Raw genomic sequence first — 23,355 nt, 5'->3', positions numbered from 1 at the left:
GTGGCGGCCGGTGCTCAGACGGTGAACCAGTCGGTGACCACCGGCGGTCGGCCGTCCCGGCGCAGGGCCAGGCTGAGCGGTCCGCGCGCGAGGTCGGGGGCGAGGAAGCGCCCGTCCGCGCCGACGCGCAGGCGGACGGTCGCGGCCGGGCGGCGCAGGTCGACGGTCACGAACCCGAAGTCCCCGCCGACCAGACCCGACAGCGACCGGCGGGGACCGTCGGCGCGGACGCGCAGGTCCAGGACGAGGCCGTCGTGGTCGAACCTCAGGGTGGTCAGCAGGATGCCTCCGTCGGCACGGGAGTCCTCGACGACGGGCGGCGTCTGGGCCGTCAGGGCGGCCAGGTCCGCGCCGTCGTCGCGACGGTCGAAGGCGGCCAGGGCCGCAGCGCGCCCGTCCACGGCCCACGGTGGGCGGGGGTCGGCGTGTTCGCTCACTGCTGGTCCTCCAGGATGCGGCGGAGTCGGCGCTGGACACGGCGGCGCTGGTTCGCGGCGACGCGCGGGGTGCTCGGGTCGTGCGGGGCGTCCTCCAGCAGGCTCAGGGCCACGAGGCGGTCCTGGGGGTCGAGGTGGCGGATCGCGCGGTACAGCCCCTCGACGCGTTCCCGGTCCAGGTACTGCGATTCGAGATCGGGAGCGTCGGGGAGCGGAAGTCGCGTGAGGGAGTCCGGGTCGACGGGGCTCTGCCGGGCGCCGTGGCGGCGCTGCCGGGCGCAGACGTCGTTGGTGACCCGGCGCAGCCAGGCACGGAGCCGTTCGGGGGAGCGGAGTCGGGGCAGGTGCTGGTTGAGGGTGAGCCAGACGGTCTGGACCGCGTCCTCGCGGTCGGGAGCGGACAGGCGGTAGGAGCGGGCGATCGCGTTGACGAGCGGCAGGTGGCGGTCGACGATGCCCTCCCAGGCCCGGGCGTCCCCGGCGCGGGCGCGGTGGACCAGGTCGGCGTCCGTGTGGTCGGGGAGGGCGGAACCCGGGCCCGAAGTGGCCGGAACCGGCAACGCGGAGGAGGTTTCACGCCCGGTATCGGTCGGAGGTACGGTTCCCCGACAGGGAGAAGGCCTGCTCGTTCCCTCGTACGGCTGGTCTGGCACACCCGCCCCCATTATGATCAGACTCCCTGTCCGCTCTGGGGCTCACGCTAGTCTCTGGGTGTCCCGTGTGCGGTGGGAACACTGCAAATGCCGGCGTTACCGCTGGTTCCCAGGGTGCCCTTGGGGCACAATGGGGCAAAGGTATTCAGGCGGGTCTGCAACCTTCTCGTGGATACGAGGGCGTCGGGGAAGCGCACTCGTTCGTATCAGGAGGTTCGGTGTCCGCACGTGGCGTCTTGTACGTCCACTCAGCGCCCGCGGCGCTGTGCCCACACGTCGAGTGGGCGGTCGCGGGCGTCGTCGGCGTGCCCGTGAAACTCGACTGGGTCGCCCAGCCGGCCGCCCCCGGCCACCACCGCGCCGAACTCAACTGGCAGGGCAAGCCGGGGACCGCGGGCGAGGTGGCCTCGGCGCTGAACTCGTGGCAGCGCCTGCGCTTCGAGGTGACCGAGGAGGGGTCGCCGGGGTGTGACGGCGTGCGGTACAGCTACACGCCGTCCCTGGGCATGTTCACCGCGATCACCAGCGCGGCGGGGGAGGTGCTCGTCCCCGAGGGCCGTCTGCGCGAGGCGATGGCGCGCGCCGCGGCGGGCGGCACGGACCTGGCCGCCGAGCTCGAACGCCTCATGGGGCGGTCGTGGGACGAGGAGCTGGAGCCGTTCCGGTACGCGGGCGACGGCGCGCCGGTCCGCTGGCTGCACGCGGTGGGCTGAGGCCGCGTCCGGGCATGCGGACGGGGGCGGGCCCGGGGTCCCCCCGCTTTCCAGCCTTCCGGGTCGCGCGCGGCCGCACAAGGTGCTTCCGTCGGCCTGTGGACGGCGCAGCGGTCCCGGACCGTCGTTCCGACGAGCCCTCCCCGCGGTTCCGGGTCGTATCGCCGACCGGCTGGTCCCGTGATCCCGGGCCGTCTCCCCGACCAGCCGTCCCCGGGTTCCGAGTCGTCTCAGCGTGACCCCCGCGGTCCCTCCCCGCTGGGCCAGATCGTGGCCGCCAGCAGCACGGCCCCCCAGATGCCCAGCGGCACCAACGGCCAGTACGGCACCAGTTCGCCCACCATCACGCTCACCACCGCCCACACGCCCGTGAGGATGACCGCGACACCCGTCCACCACCGCCACTCGTCCCCCCACCCGTACGCGGACACCGACGGGGCGAGCTCGCCGGTGGGGGAACGGCGCTCCCGGTCGGGCGCCGGGCGGGGGCCCGGGACGCCGTCCCCGCCCCGCGGGAGGTCCGCGGTCAGCGACCACAGCTCCCCGACCAGGACCGAGGACAGGGCCAGGCCCACCCGGCGGTCGTACTCGTCGAACCCCAGACGGCCCTCCACGAACGCGTCGGTGAGGTGGTCGACCGTCCGGTCGCGTTCGGCGTCCGAGGCGCGCATCCGGTGCAGCGGCAGACGTCGGCCCTCCAACATCCCACCCCCCACAGGCGCGGTTGGTGACCACACCCTACGCGTCGCTCCGGGCCCAGGGAAGGGCATCCGCGGACCCGTTCGCGACCACCGTGGGCGGTCCGTTGACACTCGTTGTCGTCGCAGGTCAGGGCGCTAACCAGCGGCTGACGGCGCGGCCCGTCGCGGGGTCGGCGGCGCCCACCAGCCCCGTGTGCTCGTAGCTCCCCCGATAGCCGAACCCGGCGCCGTCCAACCGCGTCACCGACCCGCCCACCTCCTCCAGCACGAGCGCGGGCGCCGCCACGTCCCAGTCCCGCACCGGAACGTCCTTGACGAACAGGTGCGCCGTCCCCTCGGCGATCCGGCACAGCTTCAGCGAGATGCTGCCGCTCTCCAGGTACCCGTGGTATCCGAAGCGGTCGCGGACCCGCCGGGCGATCCCCTCGGGCTCGGGGGTGTTGTCCGTGAGCACCCCCGTCCCGGGCGGCGGCGCCGCGCACCGCTCCAGGGGGAGCCCGTCGCGCCGCGCCCCCCCACCCCGGACGGCCGTGAACAGCGTGCCCGTCTCCGGGGCGTACACGGCCGCCGCCTCCGGGCGTCCGCCGACCACCAGCGCGGCCTGCGTGACGTAGCCGGGGAACCCGTGGGCGTAGCTGGCGGTCCCGTCGATGGGGTCGATCAGCCAGTAGCGCGGCGGCCGCTCGCTGACCAGTGACACGGGGTCCTCCTCGCTGACCACCGGGACCGACCCGTCGACCGCCGTCAGCCGTTCGGCCAGCGCCCGGTGCGCCAGGGCGTCCGCGCGCGCCTTGAACTGGCTCCCCTCCCAGACGCCGCCGAGCGCCGAGGGGTCGGTGCGCCACTCCCGGAGCAGCGCGCCGACCTCGGTCACCGCCCCCGCCGCCGCCGCCTCCGACCACGCGTGGACGTCGTTCACCGGGCCACCAGCTCGCTCGCGGGGGAGATCCCGTGCGCGGTGAACTCCTCCTCGGTGAGGAACTCGTCCGTCCACCGGCGCACCATGGCCACGCCCTCGCGCCAGGCGTCGGTCAGCCGCGGCCCGCCCGCGACCGCCTGTCGCAGGAGCCCGGCGATCTCGTCGACACCGGCCGCCGCCGTCAGGGCCGCCGTGGAGGAGAACCGCGGATTGATCTCGAAGATCCGGGGCCGCCCCTCCCCGTCGAGGCGCAGCTGCACGTTGAACGGCCCGTCGGCGCGCAGGGCCTCCTGCACGCTCCGACAGGCCCGCGCGACCGCCGACGCGCGCCGCGTCACCGCGAACCGCGTGACCCCCCGTTTGAGGACCACCTCCTTGGGCACGACGGCCTGCACCTCCCCGTCGCGCCACACCACCACCGACACCGTGAACTCGGGGCCGGTGACGCGCTCCTGGACGATCAGCTCCTCGGGCGCGTACCCGCTCTCCGCGACCGCGCGCGGCAGGTCGTCCCGGGAGCCGGCGACCGCCACGCCACGGCTGCCCCGGCCGCTGCGGGGCTTGACCACGAACCCGCCCGGCGCGTCGGCGTCCTCGGGCGGCCCGTCCGCGGCCGACCAGGTGCGGGGCACGCCGATCCCGGCCGCGTCCAGCCGTCGCATGAGCACCGCCTTGTCGAGGCAGGCGGTGACGAAGTCCGCGCGGGGCAGCAGCACGGCCACCCCGTCGTCGGCGAGCGCGGCGACGCTCACCAGTTCCTCGTCCACCAGGGGCACCACCGCGACCGCGCCCTCCCGCGCGCACAGCTCCCGCATCCGGGGCAGGAACGCGGCGCTGCCGCCGCCGGGGACCAGGTACCCCCGGTCGGCCAGGTACAGCCCCGGCGCCTCGGGATCCACGTCGGTGGCGATCACCCGGAAACCCGACGCGCGCAGGTGGAGGATGGTTCCGGGGGTCGGGGCCGAGCCCGCCGTCGTCACCACGACCGTCGGTCGCGTCGCTGTTCGCTGGGGCACCGCGCATCCCTCCCGTGGGTGTGGGGACGGTCGGGGGACCGTGCGCCGAGCCTAGACGCCCGCGGCCGGTCGGGCCCCGGAAATGGCCGAATCCGGCTGCCGCGTCAACCGAACGGGCCTCTCGCGCGTGTACCCCACGCCCCGGGAGGGAGAGGGGCGGGGGCGGGTGCGCGGCCTGGCCGCGCACCCGCCCCCGAGGACCTCGCGCGGCCTCAGCCGCGCTCGTACACGGGCGTGATCACGGCACGCGCCAGGGAGTGCGCGAACAGGTTGAACCCGACGACGGCGGGACTGGTCGAGGCGTCCACGCCCAGGCGGGGGACGTCCACCGCGTGGACCGCGAACATGTACCGGTGCGGGCCGTGCCCGGGAGGCGGCGCGGCGCCGACGTAGCGGTGGCTCCCGGCGTCGTTGCGCACGGTCACGGCGGATTCCGGCAGGCCGGAACCGTCGCCGGCGCCCGTCGCCAACTCGGTCACGTCGACCGGGATGTCGCACACCGACCAGTGCCAGAAACCGCTCGCGGTCGGCGCGTCCGGGTCGAAGCAGGTGACGGCGAAGCTGCGCGTCCCCTCGGGGAAGCCGCTCCAGGACAGGTGCGGCGAGGCGTCCGCACCGCCCGCTCCCATGATTCCGCTGACCTGGGGCATGGGCATGGTCTTCCCGTCGGCGACGTCGTCGCTGGTCAGGGTGAACGACGGCAGCTCGGGCAGGAAGTCGTAGGGGGAGGGTGGCGTGGCCACGGTCGGGGGCCTCCTTAGCTCGCGTGGGGTGTGCTCCTGGGTGCCCGCCGGGCGCGCCGCCGCGCTGACCGGCACGGGGTTCCCCGCTCCGCCGGGCCCTACGAACATACGCCCCGCCGGGTCCCCGCGTCGCGGCCCCGACCGGCCGTGTCGCTCGGAACCACGGTTCCCGGACCCCCCGACATACCGACCGCGCGGTATGGTCGGGGGCGACAGCGGACACGAACCGGATTCGGTATCCGGTCCACCGACAGGGAGTCGCCATGACCAGTCGCTGGGGCATCACCATCCCCCTGGAAGGGGTCCCCCTCCTGGAGCAGCGGTCCGTCATCGAACAGTTGCCCGACCTCGGCTACACCGACGCCTGGTCGGCCGAGGCCAACGGCGCCGACGCCTTCACCCCCCTCGCCCTGGCCAGCACCTGGGCCCCGAGCCTGCGCCTGGGCACGGCCATCGTCCCCGTGTACACGCGCGGCCCGGCCACGCTGGCGATGAGCGCGGCCGCGCTGGCCTCCGCCGCGCCCGGCCGCTTCGCCCTGGGCATCGGCACCTCCTCCGACGTCATCGTCGAGCGGTGGAACGCCATCCCCTTCGAGGAGCCCTACAAGCGGATCCGCGACACCCTCCGTTTCCTGCGCACCGCGCTGACCGGCGCGAAGGTCAAGGCCGACTACGACACCTTCGCCGTCCGGGGGTTCACCCTCGCCACGGTCCCCGAACACACCCCGCCGCTGCTCGTCGCGGCGCTGCGCCCGGGCATGCTGCGGCTGGCGGGCCGCGAGGGCGACGGCGCGATCGTCAACTGGCTCTCCGCCGAGGACGTGCGCACGGTCTTCCCCCACGTGCGCGACGCCGCCGGGGACGGCCGGGAGCCCGAGGTGGTCGCCCGGATCTTCGCGATCCCCGACACCGACCCGGACACCGCCCGGGGCATCGGCCGCTGGGCCGTCTCCGCCTACCTCAACGTGCCCGTCTACCGGGCCTTCCACGAGTGGCTGGGGCGCGAGGAGCTCACCCCCATGTGGAAGGCGTGGCAGGAGGGCGACCGCCGGGGCGCGCTGGAGGCCATCCCCGACTCGGTGGTGGACGCACTGGTCGTGCACGGACCGGCCGAGTACTGCCGTGAGCGGATCCGCGCCTACGTCGACGCCGGGGTGACCACCCCCGTCATCGCTCCCCTCGTCCCCGGCGACCCCGTGGCCGCCGTCCGCGCGCTCGCCCCGAAGGACTGACGTCCGCGGTCCCGTCGTCCGCGGTCAGGACGACTCCAGCGGTCCCAGCAGACGGCGGGCCCGCAGCACCAGCTCCAGCTCGAACCGGGCGTCGGGCTCGCGCATGCGCGGTCCGAACAGCTCGTTCAACCGGCGGATCCGGTACCGGACCGTCTGCGGGTGCACCCGCAACCGCTCGGCCGCCTCGTTGGCGTTGAACCCCGACTCCAGCCAGGCCAGCAGGGTGTCCGCCATCCGGTCGCGCTGGGGCGCCCGCAGCCGCGCCATCGGGGCCAACCGCTCGCGCGCCAGCTCCGCCACCAGAGCCGTGTCGCGTGCCAACAGCAGCGTCGACAGGTGGTCGCCCCACCGCACGACGCCCCCGCCCGGCACCACCCCCGCGCGCACCAGGTCCGCCAGCTGCCGGGCCCGCGTCAGCGACACGGGCGCCTCCTCCGGGACCACGCTCGGCCCCAGGACGGCCGTGCACCCGCGCAGCGCTCGCTCCAGCAGACGCGGCCGTCCGGGCCCGTCCGGATCGGGGACCACGGCGTGGGGGTCGTCCCGTTCCGTGTCGACCAGGACGTCGGACGGCGGGGCCGGTACCCCCGCCTTCCCCTCGGGCAGCAGGAGAGCGACGGCCATCCGCTCGGGGATCCGCCAGCGCGCGGCCCGGGCGAGCGACGGCACCGACGCGGGGTCCACCCCGTCCAGCAACGCCTCCAACAGGAGCGCACGGGCGCGTTTCCTCTGGTCCCCCTCGGCCCGGTGCACCTCGGCGTGCCCCTCGGCGGCGGCCGTGGTGAGCTCCTCCTGGAAGGCGAACAGCGCCTCGCCCAGGACCACCACGTCCTTCCGGGTGAACGCGTCCGTGATCGCCAACCGCCGCCACGCGATCGCCGCCGCCGTGCGCATCCCGGCGTGCAGACGCTCCAGCGTCCGTCCGCCGCGGGCCTCGTCGGCCCCGAACGCGCGGAACGCCTCGGTGACGCCGGTCGGCGCGCCGGTCGGGGTGTGAAGGGGGCGGTCGCCCTCCACCCGCTCGATGAACGCGTACGCCGCCGACGCGATCAGCTCGCGCCACGCCTCGGCGTCGCCCGGCTCCAGGGGCGGGCCGTGGGCCTCCGCGCGGCGCTGGACCGCCTCGACCGTGCTGCGCGTCAGGCCCTGGACCAGGGGGCGCAACCGCGCGCCCACGTCCGGGGGGAACCCGGAGTACGGCTCCGTCGGAGTCTCCTCCCACAGCGGATACGACATGTCACCTCCGGCGCGGCCGCACGGCGAAGCCGGTCGCGGCACGCCCGCGCGTGCTCCGTGCGCCAGAAAGTCCCCATCGTGGACGCGGCCCGCCGGATCCCGGCGACCGTCGTCCCATCCCACCAGAGCGTCGCTTCGCGGACAACCCCGGACGGGCCGGGCGCCGGTCGGCCATGACGGCCGCGCGGCGGCGGCCACCCGGCTACAGCGGGTGCAGCCGGGTGGCCGCCGCCGCGCGCACCCTCTCCGACACCCGGTCCAGCAGGGGCGACCGCAGGTTCCAGCGCTGCCAGTACAGCCGCACGTCCACCGGACGGTCGGGGGCGAGCTCGACCAGCCGCCCCTCCGCGATCGCCTCCCGGCACTGCCGCTCGGGCACCACGCCCCATCCGAGCCCGAGCAGGATGGTCTGGGCGAAGTCGGTCGAGGCCGGGATGAAGTGGCGCGGCGCCTCGGGCGCGCGCCCCGTCAGCTCCCGCAGGAACTGGTCCTGCAGCTCGTCCTTGCGGTCGAAGTTCACCACGGGGGCCGTCGGGAGCCGGTCCAGGTCGACGGGGTCGCCGAGGTGCCTCGCGGCGAACGCCGGACCGCACACCGCGAGGTAGCGCATGACCCCGAGCCCCTCGACCGTGCAGCCCTGGACCGCCTCCGGGGTGGAGGTCACCGCGGCCATCACCGCTCCCGAGCGCAGCAGCGACGTGGTGTGCTCCTCGTCCTCGCGGTGGATGTCGAACACCGCGCCCAGATCCTCGGGCGGCTCCGCGAGCGCCTCCAGGAACCACGTGGACAGACTGTCGGCGTTGACGGCGAGCGGCACCGACACCCGTCCGCCCTCACCCTCACCGGCCCGCAGTTCGGCGAGCACGTCCCCGTCCAGCAGCACCACCTGGCGGGCGTAGCGCAGGACCACGTCGCCCGCCGGCGTGGTCGTGACCGGGTTGGTGCGCCGCACGAGGACCTTGCCCGCGGTCTGCTCCATCGTCCGGATCCGCTGGGAGACCGCCGACGCGGTCACGTGCAGCCGCCGGGCGGCCGCCTCGAAGGTGCCCTCGTCCACGAGAGCGGTGAGTGTGCGCAGGTGGTCGAACTGGAAGGGCATCATAAGCCTTTCTTAAGTGATCTAAGAAAGTTTAGCTTTACTACAGATGCCCGCGCTCCTAACGTTCCGAACGTGAACGCATCCCTGCTCGCGGCGGTGCTCGGTCTGGGGACCGGGCTCGCCCTCATCGTGGCCATCGGCGCCCAGAACGCCTACGTCCTCCGGCTCGGCATCGACGGCCGTCCCCGCACGGTCCTGGCCGTGGTCCTGGTCTGCGCCCTGTCGGACGCCGTCCTCATCACCGCCGGGGTCCTCGGCGTCGGCGCCGTCATCGAGGCCATGCCCTCCGCGCTGGTGCTCGTACGCTTCCTCGGCGCCGGGTTCCTCGTGGTGTACGGTCTGCTCGCCGCGCGCAGGGTCGTGCGGCCCGGAGCGCTCGCCGCCGACGGGGCGTCCCGCTCGCACCGGCTCGGCCCCGCGGTCGCCACGGCCCTCGCCCTGACCTGGCTCAACCCGCACGTGTACCTGGACACGGTCGTCTTCCTGGGCTCCGTCGCCAACCAGCAGGACGGGGAGGCGCGCTGGTGGTGGGCGCGCGGCGCGGTGACCGGCAGTTTCCTGTGGTTCTTCGCCCTGGGCTTCGGCGCCCGACTCCTGCGCCCGGTGTTCGCCCGGCCGGGCGCCTGGCGCGTGCTCGACGGGGTGATCGCCGTCGTCATGCTGACGCTCGGCGTCCGGATCGCCGTCGGGGGATAGTGTCCGCGGCACCCGCCCTACGTCGAGGGGCGACGCGGAACCCGCTTCCCGACGTAGCGGAACGCGCTCGGGAAACGATGTGCGGGCGGGGGCCGGTTCCTATGTTGGTGCCATGACCGATCAGAAGAGGGCCGCCCTCGGCCTGTCGTTCCCCGTGCTCGTTCTCCTGGCCCTGCTCGCGGTGCCCCGGGTGGTCCTGCACGACCTGTCCGTCATCGAGCCGGGCACCCTCGTCAACTGGCTGCTCGTCTTCGTGCCGCCGCTGGTGTGGATCGCCGTGGTCCTGGTCCGGCGGGTGCCCAACCCGTTCGTGACCCTGCTGGTGGTCGGGATCGTCTACGGCGTGTTCCTGGCACTCGGACACCAGCTGCTCTGGAACCAGTCGTTCGGCGACGAGCAGCCCACCCTCGGCGGCAACCTCTCGGACCTGGCGCCCGGCGTCCAGGCCGTCATCATCCGGGGGTTCTCGGTGATCAGCAGCCTGGTGACCGGGACGGTCGTCGGCGCGGTGTCCGGCCTGGTCGCCCTGGTGGCGCAGCGCCTCCTGCGCGTGCGGACCTGACCGCCCGACGCCGCTCCGGGACCCGTCCACCCCGGGCCCCGGAGCCGGTGAGCGGGGGCTTCCTACCAGCTCGACGTGGTCACGCCCGGCAGTTCTCCCCGGTGGGCGGCCTCGCGGAACCGGATCCGGGAGAGCCCGAACTTGCGCAGGTAGCCGCGCGGGCGTCCGTCCACCGAGTCCCGGTTGCGCACCCGCGTCGCGCTGGCGTCGCGGGGCTGGCGCCGGAGTTCGCGCACGGCGGCCTCGCGTTCGGCCGGACCGGTCCCCGGGGCGGCGATGATCCGCTTGAGCTCGGCCCTCCGCTCGGCGTAGCGGGCCACGACCTTCTTCCGGTGTTCGTTCCGGGCGATCTTGCTCCTCTTGGCCATCTCAGACCCTCTCCCCGCGCGCCCGGATCTGGGCGACCACCCGCTCGATGCCGCGGGCGTCGATGACCCGCATGCCCTTGGCGCTGACCCGCAGCCGCACGTAGCGGTTCTCGCTGGGCAGCCAGTACCGCTTGGTCTGGATGTTGGGGTCGAACCGGCGGCGGGTGCGCCGGTGGGAGTGCGAGACGGCGTTCCCGAAGCTCGGGGCCCGGCCCGTCACCTGGCAGACACGTGACACGGTGTTCCTCCTGTGGATGCTCGTTCAGGGGTTCCTGGACCCGGTCAGGGGTTCCTGGACCCGGTCAGGGGTTCCTGGACCCGGTCAGGGGTTCCTGGACGTGGGGGTGTTGGACGGGTAGGGGAGCAGGGCCATCTCTCGGGCGTTCTTGACCGCGGCGGTGATCAGCCGCTGCTGCCGGGAGGTCACCCTCGTGACCCGGCGGCTGCGGATCTTGCCCTTCTCGGAGATGAACTTCCGCAGCAGGGCGACGTCCTTGTAGTCGACGTGGTCGGCGTCGCCGAGGGGGTTGGCGAACCTGCGGGACGTGGGCCGTCCGCCCGACCGTCGGGGCCTGGCGCTCATCGGGGTTCCTCTCTCACAGTGCGTCGGCGAAGGGGTCGTTCTGGAGCGGCCGACCGGCCTCCTCCTCGGTGATCAGGCAGGAGTCCAGGAGCGCGACCAACCCCTGGGCGTCCATGTCGATCCCGGTGAAGGCGAGGTGCTGGCCGCGGTCGCCCACGACCGGGTCCCAGTCCAGGCGGGCGGAGGCGCGCCGGGTCTCGGAGACCATCTCCACGGCGGCCCCGGGCAGGGCGTCCAGCCACGGGCCGCCGCTCTCCAGGACCAGGGCGTCGCTGTGGGCGTCCCAGACCAGGAGGGTGTCGGGGCGGCTGGCCAGCCAGATCCGGCCCCGGCTGCGCAGGCTGGACGAGACCAGCCGCTCCAGGGCCTCGTGCGTGCGTTCCGGGTGCAGCGGACGCCGCCGGGACCAGGTCACGGTGGTCACCCGGCCGTCCGTGCGCGGGCAGTACTGGGCCCAGGCCGGGTTGGTGCGGTTGGCGGCGGCCTCGGGATCGAACCGGCCGAGCGTCAGCTCGGCCAGGGCCGCGCCCGGCGGGACCACGGCGGCGGCCGGGTTGAACTGCTCCAGCAGCGACCGTGCCTCGTCCCGGTGGCGGGTGCCGTGCAGCGCGATCGCGGCGGGGTACTCGATCTGGTGCGACAGGACCTCGGCGACGGTGCGGTCGTCCTCCACCGCGATGTCCAACGCACGGTCGCGCAGGTCGTCGTGGGTGGCCAGGTCGGGCAGGAGGCGGTCGGCGTCCACCGCGGCGACGACCGCGGCCAGCTCCAACTCCCGTCGGGCGGCGATGAGTTCGGCCACCTGCCGGGGTTCGACCACGTCCCAGGCCTCCACGACGCACAGGGCGTACTCGCCCTCGGCGGCCAGTCGCAGCAGGACGGGCACGAGGTCCTCGCGCAGGGTGCACGACGCGCACAGGTGGTCGAGGTGGACCGGGGCGTGGTCGACGGGACCCCAGCGGTCACGGGTGACGCGGTGGACGTTCCCCTCGCTGATCTCCCCGAGGTCGTGGTGGACCGCCACCGACCTCGGCACCGCGGCGAGCAGCGCGTCCACCGTCCGTCCGCGCGCCGCGCGGTGCAGCCCGGCGACCACGACCACCCGCATGGGGCTTGTCGGCTCCATCGTGGCCGACCTCCGTTCTTTGAATGGAAACGATAATCATTATCGTAACGCATGCGCGGCGGAGGTCGGAGCACGCGGGCGTGGGCGCGGAGTCAGAGCGAGGGACCTACGGGGGAGCGGGGACGCGCGGACCGCCACGCCCCGGGCCGTCCCCCGTGGGCGACCCGGAAGACGTGGCGGCCGTCTCATCGCGGGAGGACGCGCGGCCCGGGCCGGGCCGCGGCCCCCGGCGGGAGCTCAGCGGTTCGCCTGGGCGGAGCTGATGTCGGCCAGCGCGGAGTGCTCGTCGACCGCCTGGGCCAGGTCGCCGATCGAGATGATCCCCACGAGGGCGTCCTCGTCCACGACGGGCAGGCGGCGCACCGCCTTGGACCGCATCATGTCCACGGCCTCCGAGACACGGCACTGCGACGGCACCGTCGCCACGTGCTCGGTGCACGTCGCGCCCGCGGTCATGGCGTCGGCGTCGCCCCCCGCCGCCAGACAGCGCACGACGATGTCGCGGTCGGTGAGGATGCCCATGAGCGAGCCGTCCTCCCGGGTCACGACCACGTCGCCGACGTTGTTGTCCCGCATGATCCGGGACGCCGCGCGCAGGGTGGCGTCCGGCCCGACCGTGCGGGCGGGGCTGGTCATCAGTTCGGAGATGGTCTTGGCCATGATCCTTCTCCCTCCGTTCGGTGTGTGCCCTGCACTGGACACGTAGCCGTTCCCGAGTGGGTCAAACGTGCGGGGGTCGGTTGTTCGCGCTGGTCGGAGCCGGTGGCCGTGCCCAGTCGCCAGACCGGTCGGGCGCCGCTGGAGATGGCACTAGCATCGGCAGCACCGAGGCGCCGGACGGTGAGGGGGCGAGATGGCGGAATCCGGGAGCGCGGGCGGCGCGCGGTCGGGCGGGGTCCCGGCCCGGCGGCCGACGATGGCCGACGTCGCCGCCCGTGTCGGGGTGTCGCGCCAACTCGTGTCCCTGGTGATGAGCGACCGGCCCGGCCCCAGCGCGCGGACGCGGCAGCGGGTCCTGCGGGCGGCCGAGGAGGTCGGCTACCGCGCGGACAGGACGGCCCGGCTGCTGCGCCGCGCCCGCAGCCGCCAGATCGGGGTGCTCTTCACCATGGAGCACCCGCTCGACGTCCACCTGGTCGAGGCCGTCTACCCCGCCGCCGCCGAGCTGGACTACGGGGTCGTGCTCAGCGCGCTGCTCTCGACCAGGGGCGAGCGCGAGTCCATCGACGACCTGCTCGGCCTGCGCTGCGAGGCCCTCATCCTCATCGGGTTGTCCGCGGCGGCCCCGGCCCACCTGGCCACGATCGCCGCGCAGGTCCCGGTGGTGGAGATCGGCCAGCGCACGGGGGGCGAGGGCACCGACAGCGTGCGCACCGCCGACGCCGACGGGGCGCGCCAGGCGGTGGACCACCTGGTCGGGCAGGGACACCGCGCCATCGCGCACGTCGACGCGGGCGAGCTGCCGGGCGCGCCCGAACGCAGGCGGGGCTACACGGACGCGATGCGCGCGCACGGCCTCGGCGGCCACGTCGAGGTCATCGGCGGCGACTACTCCGAGGAGTCCGGGGCGCGGGCGGCGCGCGCACTCCTGACGCGGGACCGGCCGCCCACCGCCGTGGTCGCGAGCAACGACCGCTGCGCGCTCGGGTTGGTGGAGACGCTCGTCCGGGCGGGCGTGCGGGTGCCCGAGGACGTGGCGGTGGTCGGCTACGACGACAGCCGGACCGCCCGCCTGTCCTTCCTCGACCTGACCTCCGTCCGCCAGGACGCGGGGCGGATGGCCGGGCTCGCGGTGGCGTGCGCGGCCGAGCGGCTCGACGAGGGACGTACCACGAACAGGCACGTCGTCCTGGAACCCACACTCGTGGTCCGGGGGAGCACCGGGCCGCCGAGGTCCGACGCGGACTGACCCGGGCCCGCCGCGAGCGAGATCACACGCCGTGCGGGTTGGGTCGGCCCCGGGGAGCTGGGATCCTGGAATTGGCACGTGCTAAACGTGTCTGACCACGGCGTTCGGCCGTACCCTCCACAACCCTCCTCCATCGGGTTCCCTCCCCGCTCCACCGTCGTGAAAGGGGGCACACCCATGCCTCTGGCTCTGCTCGCCCTGGCCGTCGGGGCGTTCGCCATCGGGACCACGGAGTTCGTCATCATGGGCCTGCTGCCCGAGGTGGCCGCGGACCTGGACGTGCCGGTCTCGACCGCCGGATACCTGATCTCCGCGTACGCCGGGGGCGTGGTGGTCGGCGCCCCGCTGCTCACGGCGCTCAGCACGCGCGTGCCGCGCAAGACCGTGCTCCTGCTCTTCATGGGGCTCTTCCTGGTCGGCAACCTCGCCACCGTCCTCGCCCCCTCCTACGGCGCGGTGTTCGCCGCCCGTGTCCTGGCGGGCCTGCCGCACGGGGCCTTCTTCGGGGTGGGCGCCCTGGTCGCCGCGTACACCGCCCGTCCCGACCGCAAGGCGACCGCGGTGGCGCGCATGTTCCTCGGCCTGACCGTCGCCAACATCGTGGGCGTGCCCGCGGGCACCTTCCTGGGGCAGCTCCTGGGGTGGCGGGCGGCCTTCCTCGCGGTGGCGGTCATCGCCGCTCTGGCGCTCGTCGGGATCGCCGCCTTCGTCCCCCGCGTGCCCCGGGCCGCGATCGGCGGGGGCGGGCTCCGCCGCGAACTGTCCGCCCTGGGCGGGCGGCAGGTGGTCCTCGGGCTCACCACGGCCGTCTTCGGGTTCGCAGGGGTGTTCGCCGTCTACAGCTACATCACGCCGATGATGACCGAACTCGCCGGGATGGCGCCGGGGGGCGTGCCGTTCATCCTCGCGCTCTTCGGCACCGGGATGACGCTCGGCTCACTGTTCATCGGTCCGCTGGCCGACCGGGCGCTGCGGCCGACGATCCACTGGTCGCTCGTCGCGCTCGCGGTCGTGCTCGCCGCGTTCGTCGTCACCGTGCACAACCCCTGGACCGCGGCGGTCACCGTCGTGGCGTTGGGCGCGGCCGGCTCCGCGGTGGTGACGCCGCTCCAGGTGCTGGTGATGAACGAGGCCTCGGCGGCGCCCTCGCTGGCCTCGGCCTCCAACCACTCGGCGTTCAACCTCGCCAACGCGGGCGGCGCCTGGCTGGGCGGACTGGGGATCAGCCTGGGGCTGGGGTACACGTCGCCCGCCGTGATCGGCTCGGTCCTGGCCCTCGTCGGTCTCGGGATCGCGGTGACCGCCACGCGACTGGCTAGATTCCGTGATGCGGAATCAAATATCTGCATTACGGATACCCCGGTGGAGCTCACGGCATCGGAGCGCGATACACAGGTCACATGAGGATCAGCATCTCCTGGACCGGCGGTTCGGTGACCGCCACGCTCGACGACACCCCCACCTCCACGGCGCTCTGGGACGCCCTGCCGATCGAGGCGTCCGCCAACACCTGGGGCGACGAGGTCTACTTCGGCGTCCCCGTCGAGGTCGACCGGGAGGACGACGCCACCGACACCGTCGACCCCGGCACGGTCTGCTACTGGCTGGCGGGTTCCGCCCTCGCCCTGCCCTTCGGCCGTACACCCCTCTCCATCGGACCGGAGAGCAGGCTCGCCAGCGCGGCCAACGTGCTCGGCCGGATCGACGGCGACCACCGTGCGCTCGCGGCGGTCGGGGACGGCGACACGGTGCGGGTCGACCGGGCCGCCTGAGAGCCCGCACGTCGGCCCGGGGGCGCGGTCGCACACACCCCCGGGCCGACGTGCGTCCGCGTCGGAAAGCCCGACGTGGCGGGGGATCCGGCTTGCACGGCGTGGTCCGGGGCACGAGAATGCAGCCCCGACCACTCCCTCCTCGCGGAAGGCGCCCATGACGGACACTCCCCCCATCGACACGAGCGCGGCCCACTCGGCACGCGTCTGGAACTACTGGTTGGGCGGAAAGGACAACTACCCCGTCGACCGTGAACTGGGGGCGCGGATCGAGCAGGCGTTCCCCGAGATCGTCGAGATCGCCCGGGCCGAACGGGAGTTCCTCATCCGGGTGATCACCCACCTGGCGCGGGAGCACGGGGTCCGCCAGTTCCTGGACATCGGCACCGGGCTGCCCACGGTGAACAACACGCACGAGGTCGCCCAGTCCGTCGCGCCGGACGCCAGGGTGGTCTACGTCGACAACGACCCCATGGTGCTCGCCCACGCACGGGCCCTGCTCACCGGCGTCGTCCCCGGGAGCACCCACTACATCGACGCCGACCTGCGCGAACCCGGGCCGCTCCTCGACCAGGTGCGCGAACACCTGGACTTCGAGCAGCCGATCGCGCTGACCATCCTGGGCACCCTCGGCCACCAGCCGATCGAGGAGCGCACCTACGAGATCGTGCGCGCCTACCGGGACGCGCTCCCCTCGGGCAGCTTCTTCGCCATGTGCGACAGCACGAACACGGGACAGGCGATCGTCGAGGCCACGGAGGCCTGGAACAAGGGCGCGGCCGTTCCGTACCACCTGCGCAGCGTCAAGGAGATCGAGGCCTTCTTCGACGGACTGGAGCTCCTGGAGCCGGGTGTGTGCTCGATCCCGTTCTGGCGTCCGGACCCGACCGAGGTGGGTGTGAGCCGCGAGATCGCCCAGTTCGGCGGTGTGGGCCGCAAGCCCTGACCCGATCCCACGGTCCGACCGCGACCGTCCGACCGACACGGGGTCCGCTCCCCACCGGGGCGGACCCCAGCGGATCTTTGCGGGATATTGCCATCCGCTGGGGGGCGTCCACACACGCGGGGCACGTCGGGTTGAGAGCATCCTCAGGAGTCATCCGTGGCGCCACGGCACCAGCGTGACCAGGGGGATCGCAATGAGCACGCACAGCACACCGCTCCCGAGGGGGCTCCGATGAACCCGCGCACCAACCGGACGGGAACCGTCACACCGAGCATCCCGGAGCAGGCCAGGGGGGTCCGGCCGAGGGGGGCCGAGATCGGGCCGGAACCGGTCGACATCACCCTGACCGTCAACGGGACGCCGCGCCCGCTGCGCGTCGAGCCCCGCGTGAGCCTGCTCGACGCGCTGCGCGAGCGCCTCGACGTCACCGGCGCCAAGAAGGGCTGTGACCAGGGCGCCTGCGGCGCCTGCACCGTCCTGGTCGACGGCCGTCGCGTGCTGTCCTGCCTGACCCTCGCCGTCGCGTGCGAGGGGCGGGAGATCACCACCGTCGAGGGCCTGGCCGACGGTGACCGGCTCCACCCGATGCAGCGGGCCTTCGCCGACCACGACGCCTTCCAGTGCGGCTACTGCACGCCCGGCCAGCTGATGTCGGCGGTCGCCCTCATCGAGGAGGGGCACGCCTCCGACGACGCGGAGATCGCCGAGTGGATGAGCGGCAACATCTGCCGCTGCGGCGCCTACGCCAACATCCGGTCCGCCATCCGGCAGGTGCGCGACGGCGACACCCGGGAAGGCGGTCGGTGATGCGTTCCTTCGCGTACAAGCGCGTGTCCGACATCGCCTCGGCCATCGCCGAGGTCGGCGGCGACCCCGGAAGCGAGTTCCTGGCGGGCGGCACCACCGAGGTCGACATGCTCCGGATCCGGGTCGCCCGGCCGCGCCGCGTGGTCGACATCAACGACCTGCCCATCGCCGCGATCGAGCAGCTCTCCGACGGCGGGATACGGATCGGCGGACTGGCCAGGATGAGCGACGTGGCCGCGCACCCCGCCGTGCGCGAGCGCTTCCCCGTCATCGTCCAGGCCCTGGAGAAGGGCGCGTCGGCACAGCTGCGCAACATGGCCACCATGGGCGGCAACCTCATGCAGAAAGTGCGCTGCTCCTACTTCCGCGACGTGCACCAGGCGTGCAACAGGCGCGACCCCGGGACCGGCTGCGCGGCGATCGGCGGGTTCAACCGCACCCACGCCGTCCTGGGCACCAGCGAGCACTGCGTCGCCACGCACCCCTCCGACGTCGCGGTGGCCCTGACCGCGTTGGACGCGATCATCCACCTCCAGGGTCCCGACGGCGCGCGGACCGTCGCCTTCGACGACTTCTTCCCGCTCCCCGGGGACACGCCCGAACGCGAGCACCCGATCTCGCACGGCGAGCTGATCACCGCCATCGAGGTGCCCGCCGACACCGCGGCCCGCACCTCGCACTACCTCAAGGTGCGGGACCGGGAGTCCTACGAGTTCGCGCTCGCCGCCGCCGCGGTGATCCTGCGCGTGGAGGGCGGGATCGTCACCGAGGCCCGGATCGGCCTGGGCGGGGTCGCGACCAAGCCCTGGCGCGCCCGACGCGCCGAGGCCCACCTCACCGGCGCCCCGGCACGAGCGGAGGCGTTCGAGGACGCGGCCGCCGCGGAGATGGCCGACGCCGTGCCCCAGAGCATGAACGCCTTCAAGATCACCCTCGCCCAGCGGACCATGGTGCGGGCACTGAACACGGTGGCGGCCGGGCGGGGAGGGAACGCATGAGCACCGGACCCCAGATCGGACGGGACGTCGACCGGGTCGACGCCCACGCCAAGGTCACCGGAACCGCCCGCTACTCCGCCGAGCACCGCCCGCCGGGCACGACGTACGCGGTCCTGGTCGGCGCGCGGATCACGCACGGACGCGTCACCGGCATCGACACGTCCGCGGCCCTGGCCGTCGACGGTGTGCTGGCCGTGCTCACCCATCGCGAGCTGCCGCGCATCGCCACGACGCCGGTCGTGGTCCCGTCGCTGGCGGGCACCAGCGCGCACGGACAGAGTCTGTTCCCGATGCAGGACGACCGCGTGCACTACGCGGGCCAGCCCGTGGCGATGGTCGTCGCGGACACCCTCGAACGGGCCGAGCACGCCGCCGAGCTGATCGAGGTGGACTACGCCGAGGAACCCTCGGTCACCACGATCGAGCAGGGCCGCGACGACGCCTTCGAACCGGAGCGGATCTTCGGCGGGATCGTCCCGGGCCGCACCGAGCGCGGTGACGCGGACCAGGGGCTGCGCGAGGCGGACGTGGTCCTCGAACGCGTCTTCCACCTCGCGGCCAACCACCACAACCCGATCGAGACCTGCGCGGCGACCGCCGTGTGGGAGGACGCCAGGCTCACGCTGTACGACACCACCCAGGGACCCACGGCGACCCGCCTCAGCGTCGCCGAGCTGCTGGGGATCCCGCCGTCGGACATCCGGGTGGTCAGCGAGTTCGTCGGCGGGAGCTTCGGTTCCAAGGCGATGATCTGGTCGCACCCGACCCTGGCGGCGATGGCGGCCCAGTACGTGCGCGCACCGGTCACGCTGTCGCTGACCCGGGAGCAGATGTTCACGGGCTCCGGGCACCGCGAGGAACAGGAGCACACCCTGACCCTGGGCGCCCGCCAGGACGGGACGCTGACCGCGCTCCGCCACCGGAAGCTGTCGCCGACCTCGCCCCACGACGACTGGGCCGAGCCGTCGATCAGCCCCGTCTCGCGGCTGTACGCCTGCCCGAACTTCCAGGGCGTGTACAACCTGATCCGGGCCAACACCATGACGCCGACCTTCATGCGCGCGCCCGGTGAGGCCTCGGGCGCCTTCGTGGTGGAGACCATGATGGACGAGCTCGCCTACGAGCTCGGCATCGACCCGATCGAGCTGCGGCTGCGCAACCACGCCGACACCGACCCGGAGACCGGCCAGCCGTGGTCCAGCAAGGGCCTGCGGGAGTGCTACGAGCGCGGCGCCGAGCTGTTCGGGTGGGCCCTGCGCGACCCGATCCCGCGGTCGCGCCGGGACGGGAACTGGCTCGTGGGCTCGGGTATGGCCAGCGCGCTCTACCCGGTCTACACGCCGATGAGCCCGCAGCGCGCCCGAGCGCGCGTGTACGCGGACGGGCGGGCGGTCATCGAGACCGGTTCGTCCGACTTCGGCACCGGCGTGGGCACCATCATGGGGCAGGTGGCCGCCGACGCCCTGGGGATGGTGACCGAGGCGGTCTCCGTCCGCTACGGCGACACCGACCTGCCCAACACCGTGGCCGCGGTCGGCTCGGCCGGTTCCGGTGCGGTGAGCGCCGCCGTGCACACCGCCGCGACGGCGCTGCGAGAGCAGTTGATCGCGCAGGCGGTGGCGGACCCGGAGTCGCCGTTGCACGGGGTCGACCCGAGCCGGGTCGAGGTGTCCGAGGGACGGATGTTCCTGAGCGGGACGCCGGCGAACGGCGAGTCCTACACCGACCTGCTGCGGCGGCACATGACGTTCGACGCCGAGGCGCTGGGGGAGTGGGAGCCGCCCGGACAGGACACCGGGTACGGGATGGCCACCTTCGGCGCCCAGTTCGCGGAGGTGGGCGTGGACCCCGACCTCGGGCTGGTCCGGGTACGCCGCCTGACGGGTGTGTTCGCCCCGGGGCGGGTGCTCAACCGCAAGACCGCGCGCAGCCAGTTGACGGGCGGCATGCTCTGGGGCGTGGGTCAGGCGCTGCTGGAGGCCACCCACATGGAGCCGCGGCAGGGGCGCTGGGCCAACGCGAGCCTGGCGGAGTACCTGGTGCCGGTGAACGCCGACGCGCCGGACGTCGAGGTGGAGATGATCGAGGTCGAGGACCGGGTCGTCAACCCGCTCGGGGTCAAGGGCGTCGGCGAGGTCGGCCAGGTCGGGGTCGCGGCGGCGATCGCCAACGCGGTGTTCCACGCGACCGGACAGCGGTTCCACGACCTGCCGATCACGGTCGAGTCGGTGATGGCCAGGATCTGACCGGAGACGGGCGGGGGCCGGAGCGAGGCGCTCCGGCCCCCGTGTCGTCGCTCGGGACGGGCGTCAGCCCTCTGCCGTGCCGGGCGATCAGGGGATGCCGCGTCCGGACGGGCCGTCCACATCATCGCGGACGGCCCTGGGTCAGTTGGCGGCGAACCGACCCAGGTCGGGCAGGCGGGTGGCCGCGTCCGGCTCGTAGACACCCGAGAGGGCGGTGAACAGCAGGGCCACTCCCAGGGCGCCGGGGTCGGGGACCCCGACGGCGCGCTCGCCCACGTAGCTGGCGCGACCGCGCCGGGGGGTGAGGTCCGCCGTGCCGGCGGCGCCCCGGGCGGCGGCTTCGGCGGCAGCGGTGAAGGGGTCGTCGGCCGAGTCCCGCGCGGCGGTGTCGAGTGCGTCGACGGCGGGCGCGAGCGCGTCCACGAGAGTGCAGTCACCGACGTCGGCGCCGCCGACGCGGTGCACGGCGGCGAGACCGGCGGCGGCCGCGGCGGCGGCGGACCGCGCGTCGGGCGCGTGGTCGTCCGGCCAGGACACGGCCGTGAGCTGCTGGAAGAGGAGGCCGAAGAGCGGGCCGCTGGTGCCGCCCACGTCGTTGAGGAACGCCTCGGCCAGCGCGGTCATGCCGTCGGTTCCCGCGTCGTTCAGCGCGAGTGCCCGTCGCACACCGCCGGCGAGGTTGTCGCCGAAGTCGCCGTCGCCGACGCGCTGGTCGAGCGCGGTGAGGTCGTCGTGGAACCGGGAGACGACCTCGGAGAAGCGGTCGAGGACGGCTCGGGTGGACGCCGCCTGGGAAGGGGCGGGCGCCGGGGCCGCGGCCGCCCGGGCGACGGCGGCCGCCTCGCTGCCGGCCGTCAGGGTGCGGGAGGGGAGCACGAGCGGCGTGTCGGTGGGGGCCGTCCACAGCTCGACCCACTCCGGTTCCATGCGGGTGAGGGTGATCGAGAAGCCGGCCATGTCCAGGGCCGCGGTGAAGGTGCCGGGCACGACGGCCAGCGGGTCCACGCCGCGCGCGGTCAGCTCCTCGTGCAGCAGCGAGCCGATGGCGTGCAGCTCCAGGCCGGTCGTGGCCCCCAGGCCGTTGACGACGGCCAGCACCCGCTCCTGGCCGGCGGGCAGCGCCGCGAGCAGGTCGTCGGTCATGCGACGCACGAGTTCGTCGACGGGGCGGTGCTCGATGGTGCCCGTGCCGCGCTCGCCGTGGATCCCGACCCCGTACTCGAGGGTCCCGGAGTCCAGGGCGAAGGCCGGTTCACCGGTCGCGGGCGAGGTCTGCGCCCGGGCGGCGACCGCCAGACTGCGCGAGCGCGCCACGATCCTCGCGCCCAGGGCGGCCAGGTCGTCGAGCTTGGCGCCCTGGTCGGCGCGGGCGCCGAGCAGCTTCTCCAGGACCACGGTCGCGCCGGTGCCGCGTCGACCGGTCGCGGTGTCCTCGTTGTCGGTGGCCAGGTCGTCGTCCACCAGGACGGTGGCGACGGGGACGCCGTCGTGGCGCAGGCGTTCCGCGGCGATCTGGAAGTTGATCACGTCGCCGGTGTAGTTCTTGATGATGAGCAGGACGCCGCCGCTCTTGGCGACGGACGCGCAGGCCGCGTAGATCTGCCGGTTGTGCGGAGAGGCGAAGACCTGGCCCGGGCAGACGGCGTCCAGGCCTCCGGGCCCGAGCAGGCCGGTGTGCAGCGGCTCGTGTCCGGAGCCGCCGCCCGACACCAGGGCGACGGTGCGGCCCGGGTCGCTCGACCGCGCGCGCAGGAACAGGGGGTCGTGGTGGACCTCGATGAGGCCGGGGTGGGCCAGGGCGAGCCCGCGTGCGGCGCTCGCGACGGGGTCGGTGGGCGGGAGGAAGTACGTCATCGTGGGTGCTCCGTTCTGATGTGCGGTTGGCGGGCCGTCGGCGTCAGTGCGGTGGACGCCGCGGGCGGCGGTCGGTCACCGGGCCGCCGTGTCGGCCAGGGCGCGGAAGATCAGGGCCGTCGAGGTGGCGCCCGGGTCCTGGTGGCCGACGCTGCGGGCGCCGAGGTAGGAGGCCCGGCCCTTGCGCGCCTGCAACGGGGTCGTGGCGCGCATGCCCTCCTCCGCGGCGTCCGCGGCGGCCGAGGCCGCCCCGGCGAAGCCGTCCCCCTGGCGGGACCGCTCCTCGAAGGCGACGACCGCCGGCGCGTAGGCGTCGATCATCGTCTTGTCACCGGGGGCGGCCGCGCCCAGCAGCCGGATGCTCTTCAGCCCGGCGGCGAGTGCGGCGGCGAACGTCCGCTGGTCGGCGACGGGAACGTCCAGAGCCTTGCCCACGGCTCGGAACGCGCCGCCGTACAGCGGCCCCGCGGAACCCCCGATGCTGGAGATGAGGGTGCTGCCGGTCTTGGTGAACACGACCCCGACGGTGTCCGCGGCGAGGTCCGCCACGGCGTCGGCGGCGGCGCTGAACCCCCGGTCCAGGTTGGTCCCGTGGTCGGCGTCGCCGATCGCCGAGTCGAGCTGGGTCAGGTGGTCCTTGTTCTGGCCCACGGCGACGGCGATGGCCCGCACCCACGCGCGGGCGAGGTCGATGTCCATGGGGTCTCCGTTCGGTGATCGGTGAAAACAGGGCGGTGGT

General features: G+C 73.9%; 26 protein-coding genes. 11 read left to right on the top strand and 15 right to left on the bottom strand.

Features of this window, described 5'->3' with window-relative positions; genetic code table 11:
* Positions 1–14: 14 nt before the first annotated feature.
* Complete coding sequence (locus tag AB0I72_RS13660) at positions 15–437, bottom strand: hypothetical protein (RefSeq protein ID WP_358567091.1); 423 nt, start codon at positions 435–437, stop codon at positions 15–17.
* The gene (locus AB0I72_RS13655) at positions 434–997 is read right to left on the bottom strand and encodes a sigma-70 family RNA polymerase sigma factor (protein ID WP_358567088.1); all 564 of its coding nucleotides are present in this window, start codon (positions 995–997) and stop codon (positions 434–436) included. Before AB0I72_RS13655 ends, AB0I72_RS13660 begins: the two co-directional genes overlap by 4 nt.
* A gap of 311 nt (positions 998–1,308) precedes the next feature.
* Here AB0I72_RS13655 and AB0I72_RS13650 point away from each other — a divergent pair, with 311 nt between their 5' ends.
* Positions 1,309–1,803 (top strand): DUF3145 domain-containing protein, encoded by a 495-nt coding sequence (locus tag AB0I72_RS13650; protein WP_358567085.1) that lies wholly within the window; start codon positions 1,309–1,311, stop codon positions 1,801–1,803.
* A gap of 230 nt (positions 1,804–2,033) precedes the next feature.
* Here AB0I72_RS13650 and AB0I72_RS13645 read toward each other — a convergent pair whose 3' ends face one another.
* From AB0I72_RS13645 to AB0I72_RS13630, 4 genes are all read right to left on the bottom strand, one after another.
* Entirely contained in the window at positions 2,034–2,504 is a 471-nt protein-coding gene (locus AB0I72_RS13645) for a DUF1707 domain-containing protein (RefSeq protein ID WP_358567599.1), read from the bottom strand.
* 127 nt (positions 2,505–2,631) lie between these two features.
* The gene (locus AB0I72_RS13640; RefSeq protein WP_358567082.1) at positions 2,632–3,423 is read right to left on the bottom strand and encodes an inositol monophosphatase family protein; all 792 of its coding nucleotides are present in this window, start codon (positions 3,421–3,423) and stop codon (positions 2,632–2,634) included.
* Complete coding sequence (locus AB0I72_RS13635) at positions 3,420–4,406, bottom strand: ATP-grasp domain-containing protein (RefSeq protein ID WP_358567597.1); 987 nt, start codon at positions 4,404–4,406, stop codon at positions 3,420–3,422. Before AB0I72_RS13635 ends, AB0I72_RS13640 begins: the two co-directional genes overlap by 4 nt.
* A gap of 245 nt (positions 4,407–4,651) precedes the next feature.
* A complete protein-coding gene (locus AB0I72_RS13630; RefSeq protein WP_358567079.1) occupies positions 4,652–5,182 on the bottom strand; it encodes a YbhB/YbcL family Raf kinase inhibitor-like protein in 531 nt (176 codons plus the stop codon).
* A gap of 263 nt (positions 5,183–5,445) precedes the next feature.
* Here AB0I72_RS13630 and AB0I72_RS13625 point away from each other — a divergent pair, with 263 nt between their 5' ends.
* A complete protein-coding gene (locus AB0I72_RS13625; RefSeq protein ID WP_358567076.1) occupies positions 5,446–6,414 on the top strand; it encodes an LLM class F420-dependent oxidoreductase in 969 nt (322 codons plus the stop codon).
* Positions 6,415–6,438: 24 nt separating this feature from the next.
* Here AB0I72_RS13625 and AB0I72_RS13620 read toward each other — a convergent pair whose 3' ends face one another.
* Together AB0I72_RS13620 and AB0I72_RS13615 are read right to left on the bottom strand one after the other, a co-directional pair.
* Complete coding sequence (locus tag AB0I72_RS13620) at positions 6,439–7,650, bottom strand: helix-turn-helix domain-containing protein (RefSeq protein ID WP_358567073.1); 1,212 nt, start codon at positions 7,648–7,650, stop codon at positions 6,439–6,441.
* Positions 7,651–7,852: 202 nt separating this feature from the next.
* Positions 7,853–8,749 (bottom strand): LysR family transcriptional regulator ArgP, encoded by an 897-nt coding sequence (locus AB0I72_RS13615; RefSeq protein WP_358567595.1) that lies wholly within the window; start codon positions 8,747–8,749, stop codon positions 7,853–7,855.
* 72 nt (positions 8,750–8,821) lie between these two features.
* On the opposite strand from AB0I72_RS13615, the gene AB0I72_RS13610 reads away from it, so the two are divergent.
* On the top strand, positions 8,822–9,445 hold the full coding sequence (locus AB0I72_RS13610) for a LysE/ArgO family amino acid transporter (RefSeq protein ID WP_358567070.1): 624 nt from the start codon (positions 8,822–8,824) through the stop codon (positions 9,443–9,445).
* Positions 9,446–9,557: 112 nt separating this feature from the next.
* Positions 9,558–10,007, top strand: coding sequence for a hypothetical protein (locus AB0I72_RS13605; RefSeq protein ID WP_358567068.1), 450 nt, complete (start codon positions 9,558–9,560; stop codon positions 10,005–10,007).
* A 62-nt stretch (positions 10,008–10,069) separates the two neighbouring features.
* On the opposite strand, the gene rpsN is transcribed toward AB0I72_RS13605, so the two are convergent.
* The 5 genes from rpsN to AB0I72_RS13580 all read right to left on the bottom strand — a co-directional run bounded on the left by rpsN (position 10,070) and on the right by AB0I72_RS13580 (position 12,744).
* Positions 10,070–10,375, bottom strand: coding sequence for a 30S ribosomal protein S14 (gene rpsN / locus AB0I72_RS13600; protein WP_358567065.1), 306 nt, complete (start codon positions 10,373–10,375; stop codon positions 10,070–10,072).
* Position 10,376: 1 nt separating this feature from the next.
* A complete protein-coding gene (rpmB, locus tag AB0I72_RS13595; protein WP_358567062.1) occupies positions 10,377–10,613 on the bottom strand; it encodes a 50S ribosomal protein L28 in 237 nt (78 codons plus the stop codon).
* Positions 10,614–10,697: 84 nt separating this feature from the next.
* A complete protein-coding gene (gene rpsR, locus AB0I72_RS13590) occupies positions 10,698–10,958 on the bottom strand; it encodes a 30S ribosomal protein S18 (protein ID WP_358567059.1) in 261 nt (86 codons plus the stop codon).
* A 13-nt stretch (positions 10,959–10,971) separates the two neighbouring features.
* On the bottom strand, positions 10,972–12,066 hold the full coding sequence (locus tag AB0I72_RS13585) for a GTP-binding protein (RefSeq protein ID WP_358567593.1): 1,095 nt from the start codon (positions 12,064–12,066) through the stop codon (positions 10,972–10,974).
* A 255-nt stretch (positions 12,067–12,321) separates the two neighbouring features.
* Positions 12,322–12,744: a CBS domain-containing protein gene (locus AB0I72_RS13580; RefSeq protein ID WP_358567056.1), complete on the bottom strand. Its 423-nt coding sequence runs from the start codon at positions 12,742–12,744 to the stop codon at positions 12,322–12,324.
* A 256-nt stretch (positions 12,745–13,000) separates the two neighbouring features.
* Here AB0I72_RS13580 and AB0I72_RS13575 point away from each other — a divergent pair, with 256 nt between their 5' ends.
* The 7 genes from AB0I72_RS13575 to AB0I72_RS13545 all read left to right on the top strand — a co-directional run bounded on the left by AB0I72_RS13575 (position 13,001) and on the right by AB0I72_RS13545 (position 20,762).
* Positions 13,001–13,993 (top strand): LacI family DNA-binding transcriptional regulator, encoded by a 993-nt coding sequence (locus AB0I72_RS13575; RefSeq protein ID WP_358567590.1) that lies wholly within the window; start codon positions 13,001–13,003, stop codon positions 13,991–13,993.
* Positions 13,994–14,170: 177 nt separating this feature from the next.
* Entirely contained in the window at positions 14,171–15,397 is a 1,227-nt protein-coding gene (locus AB0I72_RS13570) for an MFS transporter (RefSeq protein ID WP_358567053.1), read from the top strand.
* Complete coding sequence (locus AB0I72_RS13565) at positions 15,394–15,765, top strand: cyclophilin-like fold protein (protein ID WP_358567051.1); 372 nt, start codon at positions 15,394–15,396, stop codon at positions 15,763–15,765. Before AB0I72_RS13570 ends, AB0I72_RS13565 begins: the two co-directional genes overlap by 4 nt.
* 157 nt (positions 15,766–15,922) lie before the next feature.
* The gene (locus AB0I72_RS13560) at positions 15,923–16,711 is read left to right on the top strand and encodes an SAM-dependent methyltransferase (RefSeq protein ID WP_358567048.1); all 789 of its coding nucleotides are present in this window, start codon (positions 15,923–15,925) and stop codon (positions 16,709–16,711) included.
* Between the two features lie 231 nt (positions 16,712–16,942).
* Positions 16,943–17,518: a (2Fe-2S)-binding protein gene (locus AB0I72_RS13555; RefSeq protein ID WP_358567045.1), complete on the top strand. Its 576-nt coding sequence runs from the start codon at positions 16,943–16,945 to the stop codon at positions 17,516–17,518.
* Complete coding sequence (locus AB0I72_RS13550; protein WP_358567043.1) at positions 17,518–18,516, top strand: xanthine dehydrogenase family protein subunit M; 999 nt, start codon at positions 17,518–17,520, stop codon at positions 18,514–18,516. Before AB0I72_RS13555 ends, AB0I72_RS13550 begins: the two co-directional genes overlap by 1 nt.
* Positions 18,513–20,762: a xanthine dehydrogenase family protein molybdopterin-binding subunit gene (locus AB0I72_RS13545; protein WP_358567040.1), complete on the top strand. Its 2,250-nt coding sequence runs from the start codon at positions 18,513–18,515 to the stop codon at positions 20,760–20,762. Before AB0I72_RS13550 ends, AB0I72_RS13545 begins: the two co-directional genes overlap by 4 nt.
* A gap of 141 nt (positions 20,763–20,903) precedes the next feature.
* Here AB0I72_RS13545 and AB0I72_RS13540 read toward each other — a convergent pair whose 3' ends face one another.
* Together AB0I72_RS13540 and dhaL are read right to left on the bottom strand one after the other, a co-directional pair.
* A complete protein-coding gene (locus AB0I72_RS13540; RefSeq protein ID WP_358567037.1) occupies positions 20,904–22,616 on the bottom strand; it encodes a dihydroxyacetone kinase family protein in 1,713 nt (570 codons plus the stop codon).
* A gap of 75 nt (positions 22,617–22,691) precedes the next feature.
* The gene (gene dhaL, locus AB0I72_RS13535) at positions 22,692–23,315 is read right to left on the bottom strand and encodes a dihydroxyacetone kinase subunit DhaL (RefSeq protein ID WP_358567034.1); all 624 of its coding nucleotides are present in this window, start codon (positions 23,313–23,315) and stop codon (positions 22,692–22,694) included.
* Between the last annotated feature and the right edge of the window lie 40 nt (positions 23,316–23,355).

Source organism: Nocardiopsis sp. NPDC049922 (genome assembly GCF_040660275.1).
Lineage (GTDB): Bacteria > Actinomycetota > Actinomycetes > Streptosporangiales > Streptosporangiaceae > Nocardiopsis.
The sequence above is the reverse complement of the archived record's forward strand: the minus strand, read 5'-3'. Positions and strand labels throughout refer to the sequence as shown.